General features: G+C 73.1%; 17 protein-coding genes and 1 pseudogene. 13 read left to right on the forward strand and 5 right to left on the reverse strand.

What is annotated here, in order from left to right; all coding sequences use genetic code 11:
• Nucleotides 1–179: 179 nt before the first annotated feature.
• From OG294_RS19425 to OG294_RS19440, 4 genes are all read left to right on the forward strand, one after another.
• On the forward strand, nt 180–320 hold the full coding sequence (locus OG294_RS19425; protein ID WP_327071820.1) for a hypothetical protein: 141 nt from the start codon (nt 180–182) through the stop codon (nt 318–320).
• A gap of 66 nt (nt 321–386) precedes the next feature.
• Nucleotides 387–680, forward strand: a complete 294-nt coding sequence (locus tag OG294_RS19430) for a Dabb family protein (protein ID WP_327067774.1) — start codon at nt 387–389, stop codon at nt 678–680.
• Nucleotides 681–909: 229 nt separating this feature from the next.
• Nucleotides 910–1,845, forward strand: coding sequence for an RNA polymerase sigma factor SigF (locus OG294_RS19435; protein WP_442789346.1), 936 nt, complete (start codon nt 910–912; stop codon nt 1,843–1,845).
• Nucleotides 1,846–2,015: 170 nt separating this feature from the next.
• Nucleotides 2,016–2,960: an RNA polymerase sigma factor SigF gene (locus tag OG294_RS19440; RefSeq protein WP_327067776.1), complete on the forward strand. Its 945-nt coding sequence runs from the start codon at nt 2,016–2,018 to the stop codon at nt 2,958–2,960.
• A 55-nt stretch (nt 2,961–3,015) separates the two neighbouring features.
• Here the strand turns inward: OG294_RS19440 and OG294_RS19445 are convergent, their stop codons facing one another.
• A complete protein-coding gene (locus OG294_RS19445; protein WP_327067777.1) occupies nt 3,016–3,942 on the reverse strand; it encodes a tyrosine-protein phosphatase in 927 nt (308 codons plus the stop codon).
• 392 nt (nt 3,943–4,334) lie between these two features.
• Here OG294_RS19445 and OG294_RS19450 point away from each other — a divergent pair, with 392 nt between their 5' ends.
• The 8 genes and pseudogenes from OG294_RS19450 to OG294_RS19485 all read left to right on the forward strand — a co-directional run bounded on the left by OG294_RS19450 (nt 4,335) and on the right by OG294_RS19485 (nt 14,465).
• A complete protein-coding gene (locus OG294_RS19450) occupies nt 4,335–6,569 on the forward strand; it encodes a hypothetical protein (protein ID WP_327067778.1) in 2,235 nt (744 codons plus the stop codon).
• Between the two features lie 197 nt (nt 6,570–6,766).
• Entirely contained in the window at nt 6,767–8,218 is a 1,452-nt protein-coding gene (gene pelF, locus OG294_RS19455) for a GT4 family glycosyltransferase PelF (RefSeq protein WP_327067779.1), read from the forward strand.
• A gap of 73 nt (nt 8,219–8,291) precedes the next feature.
• Nucleotides 8,292–9,788: a hypothetical protein gene (locus OG294_RS19460; protein WP_327067780.1), complete on the forward strand. Its 1,497-nt coding sequence runs from the start codon at nt 8,292–8,294 to the stop codon at nt 9,786–9,788.
• Nucleotides 9,789–9,853: 65 nt separating this feature from the next.
• Nucleotides 9,854–10,846: an SDR family NAD(P)-dependent oxidoreductase gene (locus OG294_RS19465; protein WP_327067781.1), complete on the forward strand. Its 993-nt coding sequence runs from the start codon at nt 9,854–9,856 to the stop codon at nt 10,844–10,846.
• A 58-nt stretch (nt 10,847–10,904) separates the two neighbouring features.
• Nucleotides 10,905–11,609 (forward strand): annotated as a pseudogene (locus OG294_RS19470) (nucleotidyltransferase family protein); the annotation flags it as partial.
• A gap of 122 nt (nt 11,610–11,731) precedes the next feature.
• Nucleotides 11,732–12,667: an NAD-dependent epimerase/dehydratase family protein gene (locus OG294_RS19475; protein ID WP_327067782.1), complete on the forward strand. Its 936-nt coding sequence runs from the start codon at nt 11,732–11,734 to the stop codon at nt 12,665–12,667.
• A complete protein-coding gene (locus tag OG294_RS19480) occupies nt 12,664–13,449 on the forward strand; it encodes a spherulation-specific family 4 protein (protein WP_327067783.1) in 786 nt (261 codons plus the stop codon). Before OG294_RS19475 ends, OG294_RS19480 begins: the two co-directional genes overlap by 4 nt.
• A complete protein-coding gene (locus tag OG294_RS19485) occupies nt 13,446–14,465 on the forward strand; it encodes an endo alpha-1,4 polygalactosaminidase (RefSeq protein WP_327067784.1) in 1,020 nt (339 codons plus the stop codon). The genes OG294_RS19480 and OG294_RS19485 overlap by 4 nt, the downstream gene beginning before the upstream one ends.
• 45 nt (nt 14,466–14,510) lie before the next feature.
• Here OG294_RS19485 and OG294_RS19490 read toward each other — a convergent pair whose 3' ends face one another.
• The gene (locus tag OG294_RS19490; protein ID WP_327067785.1) at nt 14,511–14,702 is read right to left on the reverse strand and encodes a hypothetical protein; all 192 of its coding nucleotides are present in this window, start codon (nt 14,700–14,702) and stop codon (nt 14,511–14,513) included.
• 127 nt (nt 14,703–14,829) lie between these two features.
• Here OG294_RS19490 and OG294_RS19495 point away from each other — a divergent pair, with 127 nt between their 5' ends.
• Nucleotides 14,830–15,795: an aldo/keto reductase gene (locus OG294_RS19495; RefSeq protein ID WP_327067786.1), complete on the forward strand. Its 966-nt coding sequence runs from the start codon at nt 14,830–14,832 to the stop codon at nt 15,793–15,795.
• A 58-nt stretch (nt 15,796–15,853) separates the two neighbouring features.
• On the opposite strand, the gene OG294_RS19500 is transcribed toward OG294_RS19495, so the two are convergent.
• From OG294_RS19500 to OG294_RS19510, 3 genes are all read right to left on the reverse strand, one after another.
• Complete coding sequence (locus OG294_RS19500; RefSeq protein WP_327067787.1) at nt 15,854–16,807, reverse strand: C40 family peptidase; 954 nt, start codon at nt 16,805–16,807, stop codon at nt 15,854–15,856.
• Nucleotides 16,804–18,018 carry an SPFH domain-containing protein gene (locus OG294_RS19505; RefSeq protein WP_327067788.1) on the reverse strand — a complete coding sequence of 405 codons (1,215 nt, stop codon included), beginning with the start codon at nt 18,016–18,018 and terminating at the stop codon, nt 16,804–16,806. The genes OG294_RS19500 and OG294_RS19505 overlap by 4 nt, the downstream gene beginning before the upstream one ends.
• Before the next feature lie 127 nt (nt 18,019–18,145).
• Nucleotides 18,146–20,620: an Ig-like domain-containing protein gene (locus OG294_RS19510; protein ID WP_327067789.1), complete on the reverse strand. Its 2,475-nt coding sequence runs from the start codon at nt 20,618–20,620 to the stop codon at nt 18,146–18,148.
• Between the last annotated feature and the right edge of the window lie 3 nt (nt 20,621–20,623).

The raw sequence follows: 20,623 nt of genomic DNA on the forward strand, positions 1-20,623 counted from the left end.
GACCTTCGTCCCGCAGAGTGAACGCGTTGCACACCTGTTGCGCCATCCGGTGGATAAGCTGCGCATCGGACCCCGCGTCAGATCGGGGACCTGACGCCCGGCCGGGGGACGGCCCGGCGCGGGGCTGGAGCAGACGGCGGAGGTGGGCGGTTCCGATGGCACAGGCAAGGAAGATCGGCATGTATCTGCTGCTGATTTTCGTGGTGTACACGATCATCCACTCGCCCGCCCGCGCGGCCGAGCTCGTCCAGTCGGGGTTCGTCGGGATCTCGGACGCTGCCGGGTCGATCGGGGCCTTCATGACCGGCCTGATCAAATAGCCACGCCCGGACGACCACGCCCGGACGACCACGCCGACCCGCCCCGACGACAGATAGGAGTGCCCGGTGATCCGCCACCTGGTCCTGTTCAAGCTCAATGACGGCATCGCCAAGGACGACGAGCGCGCGCTCGCCGCCGCCAAGGCCTTCGTGGGGCTCGACCAGCAGATCCCCGAGCTGCTCGAGTGGCAGACCGGCTGGAACGTGAGCCCGCGCGACGTCGCCTACGACTTCGCGATCAACAGCCTGGTCGCCGACCAGGCCGCGCTGCAGGCCTACGCCACCCATCCGGAGCATGTCGCAGCCGCTCAGCTGTGGCGGCAGATCGCCACCCTGGTGGTCGCGGACTTCGAGGTCTGACCGACCCGCCGCCAGTTCGGTCGTATCCGTACGACCCAATGGCCCCCCGCATCCCGACGGCTCACGACGAGCCCGTCGCGGCGCGGGGGGCCGCGTCGTTGCCGACCCCGGACCACCAACACGCATCAGGCGGGTGCTTGAACGGATGGCGTCCGTCTTGTGATGCTATGACCGATTTTGCCGGGCAGGTCGAGGTGGTGAACCAAGGGAGGGTGACACGTCCGTGCGGATCCAGGACGACACGCCGGACACCGGCACGGACGGACCCGGCGCGAAGCCGCGCCCCGAGTCCGACCCGCCCAGCGACCCGCCGGAGCCGTCCCGGTCGACCGAGCTCCCCGAGCCCGCCGCGCCCGCCGCGCCGCCCGAGCTTCCCGAGCCGGTCGAGCCGTTCGGCGGGAGCGGCCCGATCGACGTGCGCACCCTGACCCGGGTGCTCTTCGAGCGGTTGGCCGAGCTGCCCGCCCAGGCCCCCGAGCGCGAGCAGGTGCGGGCCGCGCTGATCGAGGTCAACATCCCGCTGGTGCGCTACGCCGCCACCCGCTTCCGCAGCCGCAACGAGCCGATGGAGGACGTGGTCCAGGTCGGCACCATCGGCCTGATCAACGCCATCGACCGGTTCGACCCCAGCCGCGGCGTGCAGTTCCCCACCTACGCGCTGCCCACCATCCTCGGCGAGATCAAGCGCTACTTCCGCGACAACGTGCGTACCATGCACGTCCCGCGCCGCCTCCAGGAGCTCTGGGTCCAGGTCAGCGGCGCCATGGAGGAGCTGACGGTCACCCACGGCCGCACCCCGAAGGTCCCGGAGATCGCCGCCAACCTGCGCATCCCGGAGGAGGACGTGCGGGCCTGCCTGGACGCCGGGCGGGCCTACAACGCCGCCTCGCTGGAAGCGGCCCAGGAGCACGAGGGCGGCCTGGCCCTGCTCGACCGGCTCGGCTACGAGGACTCCGCGCTGACCGACGTGGAGCACCGCGACATGGTGCGCCACCTGCTGGTGCAGCTGCCCGAGCGGGAGCGGCGGATCGTCATACTGCGCTTCTTCGCCAACCTGACGCAGTCCCAGATCTCCACCGAACTCGGCATGTCCCAGATGCACGTCTCCCGCCTCCTGGCGCGCATCCTCACCAGGCTGCGCACCGGCAACTCCTGGGAGGAGTGAGCCCGGCCGCGGGTTGCTGCGCGTTACCGCGGCGTGACAACTCGCGATGCCGGGGTTTGCCGGGGGCGTTGTTCCGGTAAAGCAAGCGGTGGGGGGTGCCGATCATTCGGCACGCACCGGGAACCGCCGAGCGGAGGCTCCCGTTGGACCAGTCACGAGGGGGTGGGTGCATGTCCGCAGAGCTGGGCAGCACAGAGATCCACGGTGGTACGGCGGTTGCCGAGCACGCTCCGCAGCCGTCGGCGCAGCTGCCGCACCAGGCCGCGCCCGCACCGGCCGAACTGGCGGCACCGGACGCCGCGCCGGCACCGCAGTCCGGAGCGGCGGCGGCAGCGGCGGCGGCGACAGCGCCCGGCCTGGACACCCGCACCCTGTCCCGTTCGCTCTTCCGGCGCCTGGCCACCCTGCCGGCCGACAGCGCCGAGCACGCGTACGTCCGCGACACCCTGATCGAGCTCAACCTGCCGCTGGTGCGCTACGCCTCCGCCCGCTTCCGCAGCCGCAACGAGCCGATGGAGGACATCGTCCAGGTCGGCACGATCGGCCTGATCAAGGCGATCGACCGGTTCGACCCGGACCGCGGGGTGGAGTTCCCCACCTTCGCGATGCCCACCGTGGTCGGCGAGATCAAGCGCTTCTTCCGGGACACCAGCTGGTCGGTGCGGGTGCCGAGACGACTGCAGGAGCTGCGCCTGGCGCTGACCAAGGCGGGCGACGAGCTGGCCCAGCGCCTGGACCGCTCCCCCACCGTGGCCGAGCTGGCGGTGTGCCTGGGGGTCAGCGAGGAGGACGTGGTCGAGGGCCTGGCCGTCGGCAACGCCTACACCGCGAGCTCGCTGGACTCCACCCCCGGCGAGGAGGACGGCGACGGGCCGCTGGCCGAGCGCCTGGGCTACGAGGACCTCGCGCTGGAGGGCGTGGAGTACCGCGAGTCGCTCAAGCCGCTGCTGGCCAAGCTGCCGCCCCGGGAGCGGCGGATCATCATGCTGCGCTTCTTCGGCAACCTGACCCAGTCGCAGATCGGCGAGGAGATCGGCATCTCGCAGATGCACGTCTCCCGGCTGCTGACCAAGACCCTCACGCAGCTGCGCGAGGGTCTCACCAGCGAGGGCTAGCGCGAGACCAAGGGCTAGCGCGAGACCGGCGGGGGCCGGCGCGAGCGCCCGAGGGTCATCGGCCTTCGTCGCCGAGCAGGTTCTTGCGCAGCCCGGCCAGCACCGCCTCGTCCAGGCCCAGACCCTGCTGCCAGAACTCCTGGAAGCCCGCCCAGCCGGACTCGACCTCGGCGAAGGCGGCGTCCAGGTAATCGCGGTGGGCGGTGAACATCGGCAGCAGCAGCGAGGGGTCCGCCATCAGGCCGCGGGTGCCGAAGCTGTCCACGATGTGCTCGACGATCGCGGCGGAGCGCACGTTGGTCAGCAGGTAGTCCTCGTAGACCGTCTCCCGGTCGACGCCGAGCGCGGTGAGCAGCAGCGCGGCGGTCCAGCCGGTGCGGTCCTTGCCCGCGGTGCAGTGGAAGAGCACCGGCGGGCTGTCGGGGCCGGCCAGCAGCCGCAGCGTGGCGGCGAACCGCTCCCGGGCCACCGGATCGGTGACGAACCAGCGGTAGAGGCCGACCATGATCTGCGCGGCCCGCCCCTCGCCGAGCAGCGCGTGCTGCTTGACCGGGTCGCGGTCGGCCAGCGCGTCGCGCAGCGCGACGTAGATGTCGAAGTCGGCGGCGAAGATCGGCAGGTGGTGCAGGGTGATGCCGTCCGGGTCCGCGGCGCTGACGCTGAGCGGCTCGGCGGACAGCTCCACGGCCGTGATGTCGGCCACCGGCAGGCCGGGCACCCGGTCCGGGCCGGCCTCGCGGACCTCGTCCAGGCTGCGCAGGTCGACCACGTGGCGCACGCCGAGCCCGGCGAAGACCGCCTGGTCCTGCTCGGCGAGCCGGTTCAGCCCGTCGCTGCGCAGCGCGACGCCGCTGCGCAGCACCCGCCCGTCGACGGTGCGGTAGCCACCGAGGTCACGGGCGTTGACCGCGCCCGCCAGGCCCAGGCTGCGCGCGGCCAACTCCTCGGCGGCGGTACCGGTCCGCTCGGGCTGCTCGGTCACGGGTTCCTCCTGCGCTGCTGACGGTCCTGGTTCGACCAAGGGTACGAAGCCGGCAGCCCTTTCGATCAGCCGGGAGCACCCGGTCGGTGGCCGTATACGACATATTCCGACAGGTGAGACATCTTCATAAAACGAAAATTGTCATGATCTGATCGTTTTCTGCCACCTTAAAGCCACCTTAACGACTAACGGGTGACCAACGTGGCTCGGAAGTGAACGTCTCTGACAGATTCGCTGCACTCTCACTCAATCGGCGTAAAAAGCCGGTAGTTCTGCCGCACGATGGTCCGCAGCGCCGAGCACGGTCGACCGTCCCCGGCGCTGGGGGTTGTTTCAAGGTCACAGGGGTGGACGCGGGGGCAGTCCACCCTTCTCAGGGAGGAACACCGAACATGGGTCGAGCGACCCGTCGTGCTGCCGCCTGCGCGGCAGCCGGTCTGCTGGCCGCAGGGCTGCAGACCACCACTGCCTTCGCCGCACCGCAGAACCGAATCGACCTGACCGTGCTGGTGGTCGACGACGGCGGTCCCGCCACCGCCGCGATCACCGCCGAACTGGCCAGTGAAGGCACCCCGTACACCGTGGTGAAGCTGTCGGACCCCAACCGTCCGACGATCACCCCGGCCTTCCTCAGCGACACCGTGAACGGTGCCCCGCGGGCGAAGTTCCAGGGCGTCGTACTGCCCAACGAGAACCCCTTCGGCACGGGTTCGACCGAGATGACCGCGCTCGCCTCCTACGAGGCGACCTTCGGCATCCGCCAGATCGACGCCTACACCTACGCCAACCCCAACGTCGGCCTGAACTGGGCCCAGAACCCGGGCTACATCGGCTCGTTGGACGGCACCCAGGGGGCGGTCACCCAGGCCGGCCTGACCGGCCCCTTCGACTACCTCAGCGGCAGCGTCCCGTTCGAGCAGCCCCAGCCGGGCGTCTCGACCAGCTACGGCTACCTGGCCACCCCGCTGGCGACGCTGCCCGCCGGCGCCTCGTTCACCCCGCTGGTGGACGCCCCGATCCCGGGCAGCACCGCGCGCGGCTCGCTGGTCGGCGAGTACGACCACGACAGCCGCAAGGAGCTGGTGGTCACCTTCGTCTACAACCAGTACCAGCAGCAGTACCGGCTGCTGGCCCGCGGCTTCGTGGACTGGCTGACCCAGGGCGTCCACCTCGGCTACGACCGCAACTACTTCGCGGTCCACGTGGACGACCTCTTCCTCTCCGACGACCGCTGGAACACCACGCTCAAGTGCACCCCGGGTGACGTCACCTGCCCGCCGGGCAGCGACAACACCGACACCGACCCGATCCGGATGACCCCCTCCGACGTCAACACCCTGGTGGCGTGGGAGAAGGCGAACAACTTCACGGTCGACTTCGCCTTCAACGGCGGCGGCGTGTCGGACTGGGAGCAGGACAACAACACCACCACCGACCCGCTGCTGAACGCCTTCAAGGCGAACTCCGGCTCGTTCCGGTTCATCAACCACACCTGGGACCATCCGTTCCTCGGCTGCGTCCAGAACGTCACCGTGGTGCCGTGGCAGTGCACCACCGACGCCGGCGGCAGCGACGTCTGGGTCGACCAGGCCACCATCCAGAACGAGGTCCAGGAGAACACCGCCTGGGCCAAGCAGCAGGGCCTGCCGACCGACCCGACCGAGCTGATCACCGGTGAGCACTCCGGCCTGGTGACGCTGCCCCAGCAGCCCACCGACAACCCGAACCTCGCCCCCGCGCTGGCCGCCGACGGCATCAAGTGGACCGCCTCGGACGCCTCCCGCGAGCCGAACCAGCGCGCGGTGGGCTCCTCCACGCTGACCGTGCCGCGGTACCCGATGAACGTGTTCTACAACGCGGGCCACACCAACGAGGAGGTGGACGAGTACAACTGGATCTACACCAGCAAGGCCCAGGGCGGCAGCGGCATCTGCGAGACCTCGGGCAACTCCACCTGCCTGCCGGCCCCGCTGGACACCACCACCGGCTACGCCTCGTACATCGTGCCGATGCAGACCAAGATCGACCTCGGCTACGTGACGAACAACGACCCGCGGCCGAACTTCATCCACCAGTCCAACTTCGCCGAGGACCAGATCGCCTACCCGGTGCTCAACTCGATCCTCGACACGTACAAGAGCCTCTACGCGGCCAACACCCCCATGGTGAACATGCGGGAGAGCCAGATCGGCACCGAGCTGCAGAAGCGTTCCGCCTGGAACGCGGCGGTCGCGGCCGGAAAGGTGACCGCCTACCGGATCGGCAACACGGTCACCGTGCAGGCGCCCGCCGGGGTGCAGGTCGAGGCCACCATGCCGACCGGCACCACGCAGCAGCAGCTGCTCGGCAGCTCGGCCTTCGGCACCGCCTACGCCGGCACGCTCTCCGGCTGGGTCGCCCCGGGTGCCTTCCAGGGCTCCGTGACGCTCCAGCTGGCCGCCGCGGCGACCCCGAGCTCGGTCAAGGCGCCGGCCGCCACCGTCGCCGCTGCCGCCACCGCGGCGCAGAAGACCGCCAAGGCGCCGAAGACCACGGTGCCGGCCGGCACGGCCAAGGCCGTCCCGGTCGCGCCGGGCGACACCCAGCGCACCAAGTCGCCGTCGCTGGTTCCGGCCAGCAGCAAGTAGGCGGCGAGAAGCACCACAGGTGAGTTCAGCACCACTGGTGAGTCAGCGCCACAGGTAAGTCAGTACGACCAGCACCACGCGTACCACCGGCACCACAACGCGGCGGTACGGGCTCCGCGGCGACCCCGCGCGAGCCCGTACCAGTGCCGCGCCCGGCCGCCACCGGGCGCAGCCGATTTGGGGGGAAGGGAAGCAAGATGCGTGTCACCTTGCTCACCGAGGGGACGTATCCGCACGCGCACGGCGGCGTCAGCGTCTGGTGCGACCAGCTCGTCCAGGGCATGCCCGACGTGGAGTTCGACGTCATCGCGGTGACCGGCACCGGCAGCGAGGCCCTGGCGTGGGAGCTGCCCCCGTGGGTCCGCTCCGTCACCACCGCCCCGCTCTGGGGCCCGCCCGCTCCTGGGAAGGCACCGCGCGGACGCGAGCTGCGCCGGTTCCTGGACGCCTACGAGCGGTTCCTGCACTCGATCCTCGACCCGGTCTACGCCACGCACTTCGGCACCGAGCTGTACGGCTTCGCCGACTTCGCCCGGCGCGGCCTGCTCGGCCCGGCGCTGCGCAGTGAAGGGGCGCTGCGCACCCTGCAGGAGGTCTGGCGCCGGCCCTACCTGCCGACCGCCGAGGCCGAACCGAGCCTGCACGACGCCCTGCACGCCACCGACCTGCTGGAGCACGCGCTGCGCCCGCTGTCCGTGGCGGTGCCCAGCCAGGGGGTGGCGCACGCGGTCAGCGGGGGGCTGGCCGCCCTGCCCGGACTGATCGCCGCCCAGCAGCACAACGTGCCGTTCCTGCTCACCGAGCACGGCATCTACTTGAGGGAACGTTACCTCGGCTACCGGACCGGCCCCTACCGCTGGCCGGTCAAGGCGCTGCTGCTCGGCTTCTACCGGATGCTCGCCGAGGAGAGCTACGCGCGTGCGGCCCTGGTCACCCCGGGCAACCGCTACAACCGGCGCTGGGAGGAGCGCGGCGGCACCCCCTCGGCCAACATCCGCACCGTCTACAACGGCGTGGACCCCGACCTCTTCCCCGCCGCCGGGCCCGAGCCCGAGCTGCCCACCATGAGCTGGGCCGGGCGGGTCGACCCGATCAAGGACCTGGAGACCCTCATCCGCTGCTTCGCCCTGGTCAGGGCCGAGATACCGGAGGCCCGGCTGCGCCTGTTCGGCGGCACCGCACGGGGCGCCGAGGGCTACCGGGACGGCTGCATCAAGCTCGCGGCCGACCTCGGGCTGGGCGACTCGGTGGTCTTCGAGGGCCGGGTCGAGGAGATCAAGGACGCCTACGCGGCCGGCAGCATCGTGATGCTCAGCAGCATCAGCGAGGGCTTCCCGTTCACCCTGATCGAGGCGATGTCCTCGGGCCGGGCCACGGTCTCCACCGACGTCGGCGGGGTGCGCGAGGCGGTGGGCGACACCGGACTGGTGGTGCCGCCGCGCGAGCCGGAGCCGATGGCGCGGGCCGCGCTGACCCTGCTGCGCGACCCGCAGCTGCGCGCGACCATGGGCGCCGGCGCCCGGGTGAGAGTGGTCGAGCAGTTCACCCTCAGACAGACGATCGACGGCTTCCGCGGCATCTACACCGAACTGCTGGGCGCGGCCGGGCAGTCGGCCAAGCTCCAGCCGGCCGCGGAGGGCGCGGCGTGAACGAGCGAAGCGAGTTCACCGTGCAGGGCGGCGTGTTCCGCTCAGTGGCTGCCGAGCGCAGCGAGGTGGACGCATGAGTGGCCCCCTGAGGCTTGTCCCCGATGAGGGGACCCCGGGCTGGGCCGAGGAGACGATGCGGCTGCGCACCCTGCCGCGCCGCCGCCCCGCCGACCAGCCGCGCCCCGATGTCTCGCCCGACCCGCTGGACGAACTCGCCGAGCGGCTCGCCGAGTTGTGCGCCGACGCCGTCCACCCGTACGAGATCGCCGCGTTCCTGGAGTCGGACGGTCTGACCGACGAGCAGGCCGCGCTGGTCTACGGCCGTCCCGACTCCTTCACCCTGGCCGAGGACCTGTTCGACAAGGTCGCCCGCCGCTACCCGGGACCGGCGCCGGCCAGCGCCGACCCCTGGCGGGCCGATCCGTGGCGCTGCCTGGTGCGCGGCCTGGTCTTCGCGCTGCCCGGTCTCGGCTACCTGCTCGGCGCCGACTTCTTCAGCACCCACCGGCTGCGCTTCGGCCTGCCCTCGGGCATGGCCGCGCTCGCCGCCGCCACGCTGCTCAGCTGGGCCTTCAACCAGGCACTGGCGTACCGCGCCTACGGCTGGCTGAGCCTGGGCGAGCGCCGCTCGGCCGCCCGGGCGCTGGCACTGGGCGCGCCGGTCGGTGCCGCACTCGCGGCGGGCACCGGCTGGGTACTGGGCGGGCCGCTGGCCGCGCTGCTCTTCACCATCGGGCAGTCCGGCTACCTGGGTGCGGCGACCGCGCTGCTGGTGCTCGGCAAGGAGCGGCTGCTGCTGGCCGCGCTGGCCCCCTCCACCGTCGGCGCCGTGGTGGTCCTGGAGGTCCGGCTGCCCACCTGGGTCAGGGTGGCGATCCTGCTCGCCACCCTGGCCGGCACGCTCGGCCTGGCCGGCTGGCAGCTGCGGCTCTGCCTGGCGCAGCCCGGCGGCGGCCGGCGCAGCGGTCCGGCCTGGCACCTCACCGGCTCCGCCGGGCTGTTCGGCCTGGCGGTCGGCACGCTGACCATGCTCGCCGGGCTGGGTCCCACCCTGCACCACGCGCTCCGGCCCGCCGGCCCAGCGCCGGCGCCCTCGGCCACCGGGCCCTGCCTGGTGGCGCTCACCCTGAGCCTGGGCCTGGCCGAGTGGCTGCTCTACCGCTACCGCAGCCTGGCCACCGCAGCGCTGCGCACCAGCGCCAGCCCCGCCGCCTTCCGCCGGCGCACCGCGCTGGTGCTCGCCTGCTGCCTGCTCGGCTACCTGGCCTTCGTGACCGCACTGGCCCTGGGCGCCGACGCGCTGTGGGCGCACACACCCCCGATCGGTACGACCCAGCTGACCGACCTGCTGCTGCTCGCCGCCGCCCTGTGGACGGCGCTGCTGCTGCAGGCCCTCTCGGTCGCCTGGCGCACCGCCGGCCTCTGCCTCGCGGCGGCCGGGTACGAGGTCCTCGCCCTGCTGAGCGGCGGCGACCCGCAGGAACTCCAGTTGTACGGCTGCGGAGCAGCCGCCGTGCTGCTGATACCGCTGGCCGTGATCGTCCTCGGCCGCACCACCCGGCACCGCTGAACAGCACCGCTGCACCAGCACCGCCAATGCGCCATCCCACCACTCAGAGAGGGCAGTTCTCCCAGATGAACACTGTCGCAGTCACCGGGGCCGAGGGTTTCATCGGCTCGCACCTGGTCGAGCACCTGGTCGCCCACGGGCACCGGGTGAAGGCCATGGTCCAGTACAACTCCTTCTCCTCCTTCGGCTGGCTGGAGACCCTGGACGCGGACGTGTTGGACTCCGTGGAGATCGTGCTCGGTGACGTCCGCGACCCCGGATCGGTGACCGGCCTGGTCAAGGGCACCGAGGCGGTGTACCACCTGGCCGCGCTGATCGCCATCCCGTACTCGTACCAGGCTCCGCACTCCTACATCGACACCAACGTCAACGGCACCCTCAACGTGCTGGAGGCGGTGCGCCACCTGGACATCCCGCGGATGGTGCACACCTCCACCAGCGAGACCTACGGAACCGCGCAGACCGTACCGATCACCGAGGACCACCCGATCAACACCCAGTCCCCGTACTCGGCCTCGAAGGCGGGCGGTGACCGGCTCGCGGACGCCTACCACGCCAGCTTCGACACCCAGGTGGTGACCCTGCGGCCGTTCAACACCTTCGGACCGCGCCAGTCGATGCGCGCGGTGATCCCCACCGTGATCGCCCAGATCGCCGCCGGGGCCCGCGAGATCACCCTGGGCGACCTGCGCCCCACCCGCGACTTCCTGTTCGTCAAGGACACCGCCGCCGCGTTCCACGCGGTGGGCACCGCGTCGGCCGAGGCCGTGGTCGGGCGCACCTTCAACGCCGGTACCGGCGGCGAGATCTCGGTCGGCGACCTGGTCACCCTGGTCGGCAAGCTGATGGAGGTCGAGCTGACGGTCCGGGAGGACACCCAGCGGCTGCGGCCGGCCAACTCCGAGGTGATGCGCCTGGTCGCCGACGCGAGCCGGCTGCGCGCCGCCACCGGCTGGGCGCCCGCGCACTCCCTGCAGGCGGGCCTGGAGAAGACCATCGCGTTCTTCCGCGACCCGGCCAACCTGGCCCGCTACAAGACCGACATCTACAACGTCTGAACCCGTCCACGTCGACTCGTCTGAGCACGTCCACCTCGACTTCCTGGGGGAGACCACCATGCACGCAGTGATTCTGGCCGGGGGCAAGGGCGTTCGGCTTCGGCCCTACACCACCGCCCTGCCCAAGCCGCTGGTGCCGATCGGCGACCAGCACGCCATTCTGGAAATCGTGATGCGGCAGCTGGCCGCCGCCGGCTTCACGACCGTGACCCTCGCCATCGGGCACCTGGGGCACATCATCCGCGCCTACGTCGGCAACGGCTCGCAGTGGGGCCTGCGGGTCGGCTACGCCGTCGAGGACACCCCGCTCGGCACCATGGGCCCGCTGCTCACCATGCTCGACCGGCTGCCCGAGAACTTCCTGGTGATGAACGGCGACATCCTCACCGACCTGGACTTCGCCGGGGTGCTGCGGCACCACGAGGAGGCCGGCGCACCGCTGACCATCGCGACCTACGCCCGCGAGGTGAAGATCGACTTCGGCGTGCTGACCACCGAGCAGGGCAGCATCACCGCCTTCCGCGAGAAGCCGAGCATGGACTACCGCGTCTCGATGGGCGTCTACGGCGTCTCGCGGACCGCGCTGTCCAACTACACCCCCGGACTCCCGCTCGGCTTCGACGAGCTGGTCCTCGACCTGCTGGCCGCCCAGACCCCGCCGGCCGCCTACGAGTTCAACGGTTACTGGCTGGACATCGGCCGGCCGGACGACTACGACCGGGCGAACGCCGAGTTCGCCGCCCGCCGCTCGCTGCTGCTGCGCGACGACCGCACCGAGCGGGCGCTGGGCGAGCAGTTGCCCGAGCTGCCGCTCCAGACGCCGCCCGGTGTCGAGTCGGTGCCCGCGGCCGAACCGGCCCGGGTCGGCGCCGAAGGGCGGGCCGCGTGAGGATCCTGCTGCTCGGCGGCAACGGCTTCCTCGGCCGGCACGCCGCCACCGCGCTGCGGGCGCTGCCCGCAGCCGAACTGGCCACCGCGGGACGCCGGCCCGACCACGATCTGCGCCTTGATCTGACGAATAGTCAGGTCGAGTCACTGGCAGCCGATCTGGCCGAGCTCGCCCCCTCCGTGGTGGTCAACTGCGCCGGGGCGGTGTCCGGCAGCGCCCGCCACCAGAGCGAGGTCAACGCCCGGGGTCCGGCGGTCCTCGCCGAGGCCCTCGAACTCAGCTGCCCCACCGCCAGGTTGATCCACCTCGGGTCGGGCGGCGAGTACGGTCCGGGCCGGGACGGCACCTCGCTGGCCGAAACGGACCAGCCGAGCCCCACCGGGATCTACGGCGTGACCAAGCTGGCCGGCACCCTGGCGGTGACCGGGTCCGCACTGGACGCGGTGGTGCTGCGGATCTTCAACCCGGTCGGCCCCGGCTCCCCCGCCGCCTCGCTGCCCGGCCGGCTGGCCGCCGAACTCGCGGCCGACCCGGGCGGCGTGGTGACGGTCGGCGACCTGTCCGCGTACCGTGACTTCGTGGACGCCCGCGATGTCGCCGCCGCCGTGGTGGCCGCCGTACTGGCCACCGCACCGCTGCCCCGGATCCTCAACATCGCCGGTGGCCGGGCCCGCCCGGTGCGGGCGATCGCCGACGGGCTGGTCGCGGCGGCCGGCTTCACCGGCCGGATCGAGGAGAGCGGTGCCGGCTCGGCCCGCTCGGCCACCGTCTCCTGGCACCAGGCCGACATCGGCGCCGCCGAGCGCGCGCTCGACTGGCGGCCCCGGATCCCGCTGGAGCAGAGCTTGCGCGACCTGTGGTCGGACGTCCGGGGACCGGCCCCGGCGCCCGGTCCGGGCAGCGCCGACCAGTTGGTGGCCGGCAGCCGATGACCAGCACTCCCGCCGCCCGCCTGCTGGTGCCGCTGTACGTCCACCCCGCGGTGGACCCGGCGGCCTGGCAGGCGGTCGCGGCTGCCGGCCCCGACACCGTGCGCGCCGTCGTGCTCAACATCGCGGACGGGCCGGGGCCGGCCCCCGACCCCGCCTTCGAACAGGCGGCGGCCGACCTGACCGAGGCCGGCATCCCGCTGCTCGGCTACGTGGACACCGCCTACGGCGCGCGCCCGCACGGCGAGGTGGTGGCCGACCTGCTGACCTTCCGTCAGTGGTACGCCACCAGCGGGGTCTACTTCGACCAGGCCGCCGGCCACCCGGCAGCCCTGGCGCACTACCGCAGACTCGCCACCGCGGCCCGCGCGGCCGGCTGCACGACGATCGTCCTCGGACACGGCGTGCACCCCGAACCCTCCTTCGCCGAACCCGAGTTGGGTGATCTGCTGGTCACCTTCGAGGGCAGCTGGACGGAGTACGACGCCTTGGCGCTGCCGCTGTGGACCGGACACCATCCGGCCGAGCGGTTCTGCCACCTGGTGTACCAGGTCCCCGCCGAGGCCGCCGAGGCGGCGGGCGCGCTGATCGCCTCCCGCCGGGCCGGCGTCGGCTGCACGGTGTCCGGGAGCGGCGACAACCCCTGGGCGACGCTGCCGCACGGGCTCGCGCCACCGGCCCGGCCGTTCGCCGTCGTCGGACCACGCACCACCGCACCACCCGCCGCCACGGGGAACCCCGCCACTCCACCGTCGACGCCGAAGCCCTCGGAGTGCCCACTGTGACCCGTCGTAGCACCGCCCTGCTGGCGGCCCTGACCCTGACCACCGCGATGCTGGTGAGCGCCTGCGCCAGCGACGGCGGTGACGACTCCGACCAGCCGGAGCCGGGTCCGGCCACCTCGGCGGCCAACTCTCCCAGCGGGGGCGCGAGTTCACCATCGTCTCCGTCGGCTCTCCCGTCCGCCACCGGATCGCCGGCCGCTTCGGGCCCGCCCTCCGCCGGCGCCTCCGGTCCGGGCTCGGCGTCACCGTCCGGCTCGGCGTCACCGTCGGGTCCGGCGTCCCCCACGCCGTCCGGCTCCACCGGCGGCACGGGCCAGGCCTACTGGCACCCGACCCCCGGCACCCCCTGGCAGTGGCAACTCAGCGGCACCGTCGACCAGTCCGTCGACGTCCCGGTGTACGACATCGACGGCTTCGAGAACGACGCATCCGTGGTCGCCTCGCTGCACGCCAAGGGCCGCAAGGTGATCTGCTACGTCAACGCGGGCGCCTGGGAGAGCTTCCGCCCCGACGCCGCCGCCTTCCCCAGCTCGGTGCGCGGCTCGGGCGACGGCTGGAAGGGCGAGAACTGGTTCGACATCCGCCAGATCGACGTGCTGCGCCCGCTGCTCGCCAAGCGCTTCCAGATGTGCAAGGACAAGGGCTTCGACGCCATCGAACCCGACCTGCTGGACGCCTACCAGAACAACTCGGGCTTCCCGGTCACCGCCGACGACCAGATCGCCTACAACAAGATGGTCGCCCAACTGGCCCACGGCCTGGGCCTCGGCGTGGCGTTGAAGAACGACGTCGACCAGGTGCCCCAGCTCGTCGACTCCTTCGACTTCGCCATCGACGAGCAGTGCGCGCAGTACCAGGAGTGCGACGAACTGACGCCGTTCATCCAGCAGGACAAGGCGGTGCTGCACGTCGAGTACAGCGTGCCGACCAGTCAGTTCTGCGCGCAGTCGAACCGGCTGCGGTTCAGCTCGATGGAGAAGCACCTGGAACTGGACGCGTGGCGCCAGCCGTGCTGACGGCCTTGCTGCGCCACGCGACCTGAGCGAACCGGGTCGGTCACGTCACTTGACGGCGAGCCAGACCACCGCGACGACCACCACGAGCGCCACGATCGCCCCCAGGACGATCACGCCGTTACGGCCACCGCCGCTGCGGTGCACGGAGACGTTGCTGGGGGCCTGGGCCGCCGGCGTCTCCACAAAAGCCCGGAACATCTGGGTGCTGCCGGCAGGGTCTTCATAGTTCTCAGCCATGGCATGGGACTCTAACCAATCCGGCCCCACCCAGCACAGTCCGGACCCCTGCCGGCCGAGCGCGTCGCCCGCCCGGCACGGCGCTCGCCCCGGAATGGCCGCCGCCCACCGCTCGTTGTCCACGGGCATGACCGACTTTCCCCAGACAGCCGCCGCCGTCCCGCTCGGCCGCTCCTCGCTGACCGTCTTCCCGTTCTCGCTCGGCGGCAACGTCTTCGGCTGGACCGCGGACGAGGCCCAGTCCTTCGCCGTGCTGGACGCCTACGCGGCGGCCGGCGGCAACTTCGTCGACACCGCCGACTTCTACTCGGCCTGGGCGCCGGGCAACCAGGGCGGCGAGTCCGAGACCGTCCTCGGCAACTGGCTGCGCTCGCGCGGCAACCGCGAGCAGATCCTGGTGGCCACCAAGGTCGGCCAGCACCCCGAGGCACTGGGCCTGAGCGCCGCGAACATCCGCTCGGCCACCGAGGCCTCGCTGCGCCGGCTCGGCATCGAGCGGATCGACCTGCTCTACACCCACCGCGACGACCCCGACGTCCCGGTCGCCGAGATCATCGGCGCGCTGGACGAGCTGGTGCGGGAGGGCAAGGTCCGCGAGATCGCGGCCTCCAACCTCAGTGCCGAACGCCTGGCCGCCTCGCTCGCCTTCTCCGAGCAGGAGGGCCTGGCCGCGTACGTCGCCGTCCAGCCGCACTACAACCTGGTCTCCCGCGGCACCTACGAGGGCGAGCTGGCCGCCGTGGTGGCCGAGCACGGCCTCTCCGCCGTCCCGTACTTCGCGTTGGCGGCCGGCTTCCTCACCGGCAAGTACCGCCCGGGCGGCCCGAGCGTGCCCAGTGCCCGGGCCGAGGGCGCCGCCCGCTACCTGGCGGACCCGCGCGCCGTGCGGGTGCTCACCGCGGTGGACACCGTCGCCGCCGCCCACCAGGTCGAGCCCGCCACCATCGCGATGGCCTGGCTCACCGCCCAGCCCACCGTCGCCGCGCCCATCGCCAGCGCCCGCACCGTCGAGCAGCTCGCCCCGCTGCTGGCCGCCACCACCCTGCAGCTGACCACCGAGGAGCTGGACCTGCTGGACGCCGCCTCCGCCTGAGCCCCGCGCGGCCGTCGTTGTCCACCGCCTGTGGACAACGACGGCCGCCGGGCGCCACTCAGGAGGGGCGGCCCATCTGCGTCGGGTAGTAGCCGGCGTTGAGGGTCGAGACGCGCACCTTCTTGCCCGGACGCGGGGCCTCGACGTAGCTCCCGTCGCCCAGGTAGATCGCGACGTGGTGGATGCCCGAGGGACGGCCGCTGTCCGACCAGAAGATCAGGTCGCCGCGCCGCAGCTGGCCCGAGCTGATCGGGGTGGTGGCCGCGTACTGGTCGTCGGCCACCCGGGGCAGCTCGATCCCCGCGCGGCGGTAGGCCTGCTGCACCAGGCCCGAGCAGTCGTAGCCGGCCGGGCCGTTGCCGCCCCAGACGTAGGGCTTGCCGAGCTGGGCGAGCGCGTAGGCGACGGCGGGCTCGGTGCCGGCGGTGCTGCTCGCGGGGGTGCTGGGCGTGCCGGTCGGCGTGGCCGGGCCGCCGGTCCCGTCGCCGCCGCCGGTGCGGCTCAGATAGACGTCGTAGTGACTGGTGTAGCGCCACTCCCCTGCCGCGTTCTTGAACCAGTACACCGACCCGTCCCACCCCTGACGCATCCCGTCGGCATCCGCACCGGCGCCACCGCCGGAACCGCCGCCGGAACCGCCACCGCCGGTGCGGCTCAGATAGACGTCGTAGTGGCGGGTGTAGCGCCACTCCCCCGCAGCGTTCTTGAACCAGTACTTCGAGCCGTCCCACCCCGGACCGCTCGGCGCCGGCTCCGCGCTGGCCGTCCCGGCCGCCGCGCCGAGCCCCAGCACGCCGGCCCCGGCGAGGACGCTGGTGGCCAGGCAGGCCCCCCGGACCGTCAGACCCAGCTGCGGTATTCGGCCCGCCCGGGCGGCGGCGCGGCTGCGGCGCAGCAGCTCCCGCGAACCCGACGCGGCGGTGCAGGGCGGGCATCCGCACCGCACCGCCGCCGGCACCTCGCCGAGTTGCTCGTCGAAGCGGATCAGAGCCGGGTCGGTGGCTATCCTCATGCGCGCTTTCCTTCCTGGCCGGCCTTGCCGTTCTTCGTCAGCGCGCCGGCGCCGGCCGGCGCCGGGACGGTGGCGGGCAGCCCGCTCGGCACACCGGCCGGGGCCACGAACGCCACCAGGAGCTGCTCCATCAGGGCGCTGCGCGCCGCCACGTCCAGCTCATGGGCGGTGGCCCGCTCCAGGCGCCGCACCGCGAGGGCCGCGGCCTCCACCGCGTCGTCCACCAGCACCGTGCGCAGCCCCGCATCGAGCTCGGCCAGCCGGCGACGGCGCATCGAGTCGGCCACCTCCGGCGCGTACTCCAGGGCGAGCGGCTGCGCCGAGTAGACCTCCAGACCGGCCGGAGCGGCCTCGGCGGCCAGCGCGCGGCTGAGCTCGTCGGCGAACCACTGGCCGTCGCGCAGCGCCGGTCCCGGTGCCGCGTCGCTGTCGCAGGGCAGCGTGCTCGCGGTGCGGGTGAGCACGGCGTGGATCTGCTCGCGCAGGTACTCCTCGTGGTCGCCGACCGCGAACACCGCGCGCGCCGTGTCCTTGATCCGCCAGACCACCAGCAGCCGGACCACGATCGGGGTCCCCGTACGGTCCGTCACCTGGACCGCCTCGCTGCGCCAGTGCCGCAGCCGGACGTCCACCCGGCGGCGGCGCAGCAGCGGGTTGACCCAGAGCAGCCCGGTGCGGCGCACCGTTCCCCGGTAGCGGCCCCAGCGGCTGAGCACCCTGGTCTCGCCGCCCGCGTTGGCCAGCAGCCCCGCCAGCGCGTACAGCGCGACGGCGGCGCCGACCGTCACGGCCGAAAGGGCCCACCCGGTCACCACCGGCCCGCCGGTCTCCTGGACGGCCTCGCTGCGCAGGTCGGGCAGCTCGTCGGCGAAGTGCGGGATCAGCCCCGCCTGCGCCAGCACCAGCGCGATCGAGACCAGCGCCAGCAACAGGGCGGCCAGCGCCACCCACCCCGGCAGCGCGAGCGCCTCCCGCTCGCGCAGCTCCGGGTCCGCCTTCGGGGGACGGCGGGCGGCGATCTCGGCGCGGCTGTCCACAAGCTGTGGACGGTCGGCCGGCGGTGGGACCTGGGCCGGAGCGGCCGGAGCCGGGAGCGGCAGCGGCAGCGCCTCGGTCGCGGGCTCCGCCGGGGGGCCGACCGTGGCCCTCTTCTTCAGCAGTGGGGTCGCCCCGGCGAGGGTGCGGCGGGCGGGGTCGCGGGGGGCGTCCATGCAGGATTCCTCAGGCTCGATGTGTCACGCGGAGTCAGGTTAAGTACATAAGTCAGCAAATGCGACATTTGGCCGATGGCGTGTCGGTTTTTCCTGACACTCCGTCGGCCGAGGTCGCGCACCCCCGTCAGCGGCGCCGGCTGCCCGGCCCGCGGGCCAGCACCCGTCTGGTGATCAAGGTCATCCCGGCGAGGATCAGCAGCACCCCGCAGCTCGCCGCCCGCCAGCTGCTGAGCGCGGTGTGCCGGGCGGCGCGCGGCTCGGCAGCGGGCGGCGGGGCGAGCAGGCCGCTGCCGGAGGCGGCGGCGGGGCTGGGCGCGGAAGTCGGCGAGGCCGACTTCTGAGGTGTGGCGCTCGCACTCGGGCCGGCGCTCGCACTCGGGCCGGCGCTCGCACTCGCACTCGCAGCGGCACCCGCGCTGGTGCTCGCACCCGCGCTGGCGCCTGCCCCCGCCCCCGTGATCACACCCGCGCTCGCGCTCGGGGTGACCACCCCCGGTGTCGCGGCCACTGCCGCCGCGTTCACCACCCGCACCCGCACCGGGTCACCCGTCGTCGTGTTGCCCGCCCGGTCCGTCGCGGTCGGCGTCAGCAGCTGCTCGCCCTCGCGCAGGTCCCGCAGCGCGTTGCAGGCCCAGCTCCCGTCCACCGCCGCGACCGCCGAGCAGAGCGCGCCGTCCCGCCCGGCCAGCACCGTCACCGTCGTACCGGTCTCGCCCCGGCCCGTCAGACGCGGACGGACCAGGTGCAGCACCTCGCCGGGCCCCGGGGAGCTGATCACCGGCTTGGCCGGCGGCACGGTGCGCACGATCAGCGTGGTCGGGTGCCCCGCGGCGCGGTTGCCGGCCGGGTCCACCGCGGTGGCCGTCAGCAGGTGCGGCCCCTCGGCCAGTTCCTCCACCGGCAGGCAGGACCAGCTCCGGTCCGCCTTCACCGCCGTGCGGCACAGTTCGGCGGCCGGGCTCCCCTCCGTCACGGAGACGGTGCTGCCCGGCCCGCCCGTACCGGTCAGCAGCAGCCCCGGGTCGTTGGTGTACCCGGGCAGCGTGAAGACCGGGGCGGTGGGCGGCGTGGTGTTCACGGTGATCCGCACCGGGTCGCCGGTCCGCAGCACGCCGCCGCTGGTGGTCTCGGCCGGCCGCACGGTGTGCGCACCCGGGGCGAGCGCGCCGGCGGCCCGGCAGCTCCAGCCGCCGTCCTCGTCCACGGTGGCCTGGCAGAGCGTCGCCCCGTCCTCCTGGACGGCCACGGTGGCGCCCGGCACGCCGCGGTCGCCGGCGAACCGCGGTCGCACCTCGCTGACCGTCGCGCCCGGCAGCGGGCTGGTGATCTCGGGCGTGGCCGCGCCCACCGAGAGCCGGATCGCCTGGTCCTCGACCTCGCCGGCGTCCGCGAAACCGTCGGCCGCCACCACCTGGGCCGGGTCACGGGCGATCCGCAGCCGGGCCCAGGTGTCACCGGCGGCCACGTCCGGCGGCACGATCCACTCCAGGGTGGCGCTGCTCGCCCCGGGCTGGACCTCGACCTGGGCCCGCTCGGTGGCGTCGAACCGGCCGTCGCCGTCGAAGTCGATCCAGCCGGCCAGTGTCGCACCGCTCGGCCCGGGGCTGACCGGCACCGTCAGGTCGTAGTAGCCACCGATCGCCGCGTCCTGCGGGAAGCTGATCGCGGGGTCGTTGGCGACGTGGTCGACCCGGCCCGGCTGGAGCTCGGGCGGCGCCGGTTCGAGCCCGCCGCCGCGCTGGGCGAGGGGGGCCGCGGGCGCCGCGCCCAGCGCGTCGCTGCCGAGGAAGAGGTCGGAGACCACGTGCGAGGCGTTGCCGTACCGGGTCGGCGCGCTGCCCAGCGTCTCGTCCAGGGTGACCGTGAACGCCTGGCGCAGGTCCGGGGGTGCGGTGGTGCTGCCGGGGTCGGCGGTGTCGCGCCGGTCGACCCGCAGGACCGCGGTGTCGAAGGTGCCGTCGAGTTCGAGGCTGCCGGCCGGGTCGGCGCTCGCGTCGCCCGATCCGTCGGCGGTGCCGGGGCCGAGCACGCCGCCGCCCACCGTCCAGCCGTTCCAGGGCGAGCGGCCGGTGAGCGCCGGGCCACCGGGGCTGCCGCCGGTGACGCTCAGCCGGATGGCGGAGCTGGTCCGGCCGCCCGGTCCGCTCGCGACCCCGGCCAGGCCGCTGACGTGCAGCCGGGGGTTGCGCACCGGGCGGGAGAAGCTGAGCTGCAGCGTGCCGAGGGTGCGCCAGGCGCCGTCCGCCTCGGGACGGTCCTGGCCGAACCGGACGGTCTCGGCGGGCGCACCGGGGCGGACCCCGTCGACGTAGGACGCCGCGGTGCGCTCGTCCAGCCGCCCGGCGGCCGGGTACGCGGTGACACCGGGGTCGGCGGCGAAGTCCAGGTCGACGGTCAGACCGGAGCGCAGCACGGCGCGCTGGTCACCCGACCAGGAGTCCGGCGACTGCTGGGCCTGCGATGCGGTCGGCAGCCACCCGACGGTGAGCCCGAACGCCAGGGCCGCCGCGACCACCACGCTGCGGCGGCGGGCCGGCGGAGCACTCCGGTGCCGGTGGGGACGGCCGGGGCGGCTGTTCCGTGGCGATCTCCCGGGCATGAG

Origin of the sequence: Kitasatospora sp. NBC_01302, assembly GCF_035976515.1 — a bacterium.
Taxonomy (GTDB): Bacteria; Actinomycetota; Actinomycetes; order Streptomycetales; family Streptomycetaceae; genus Kitasatospora.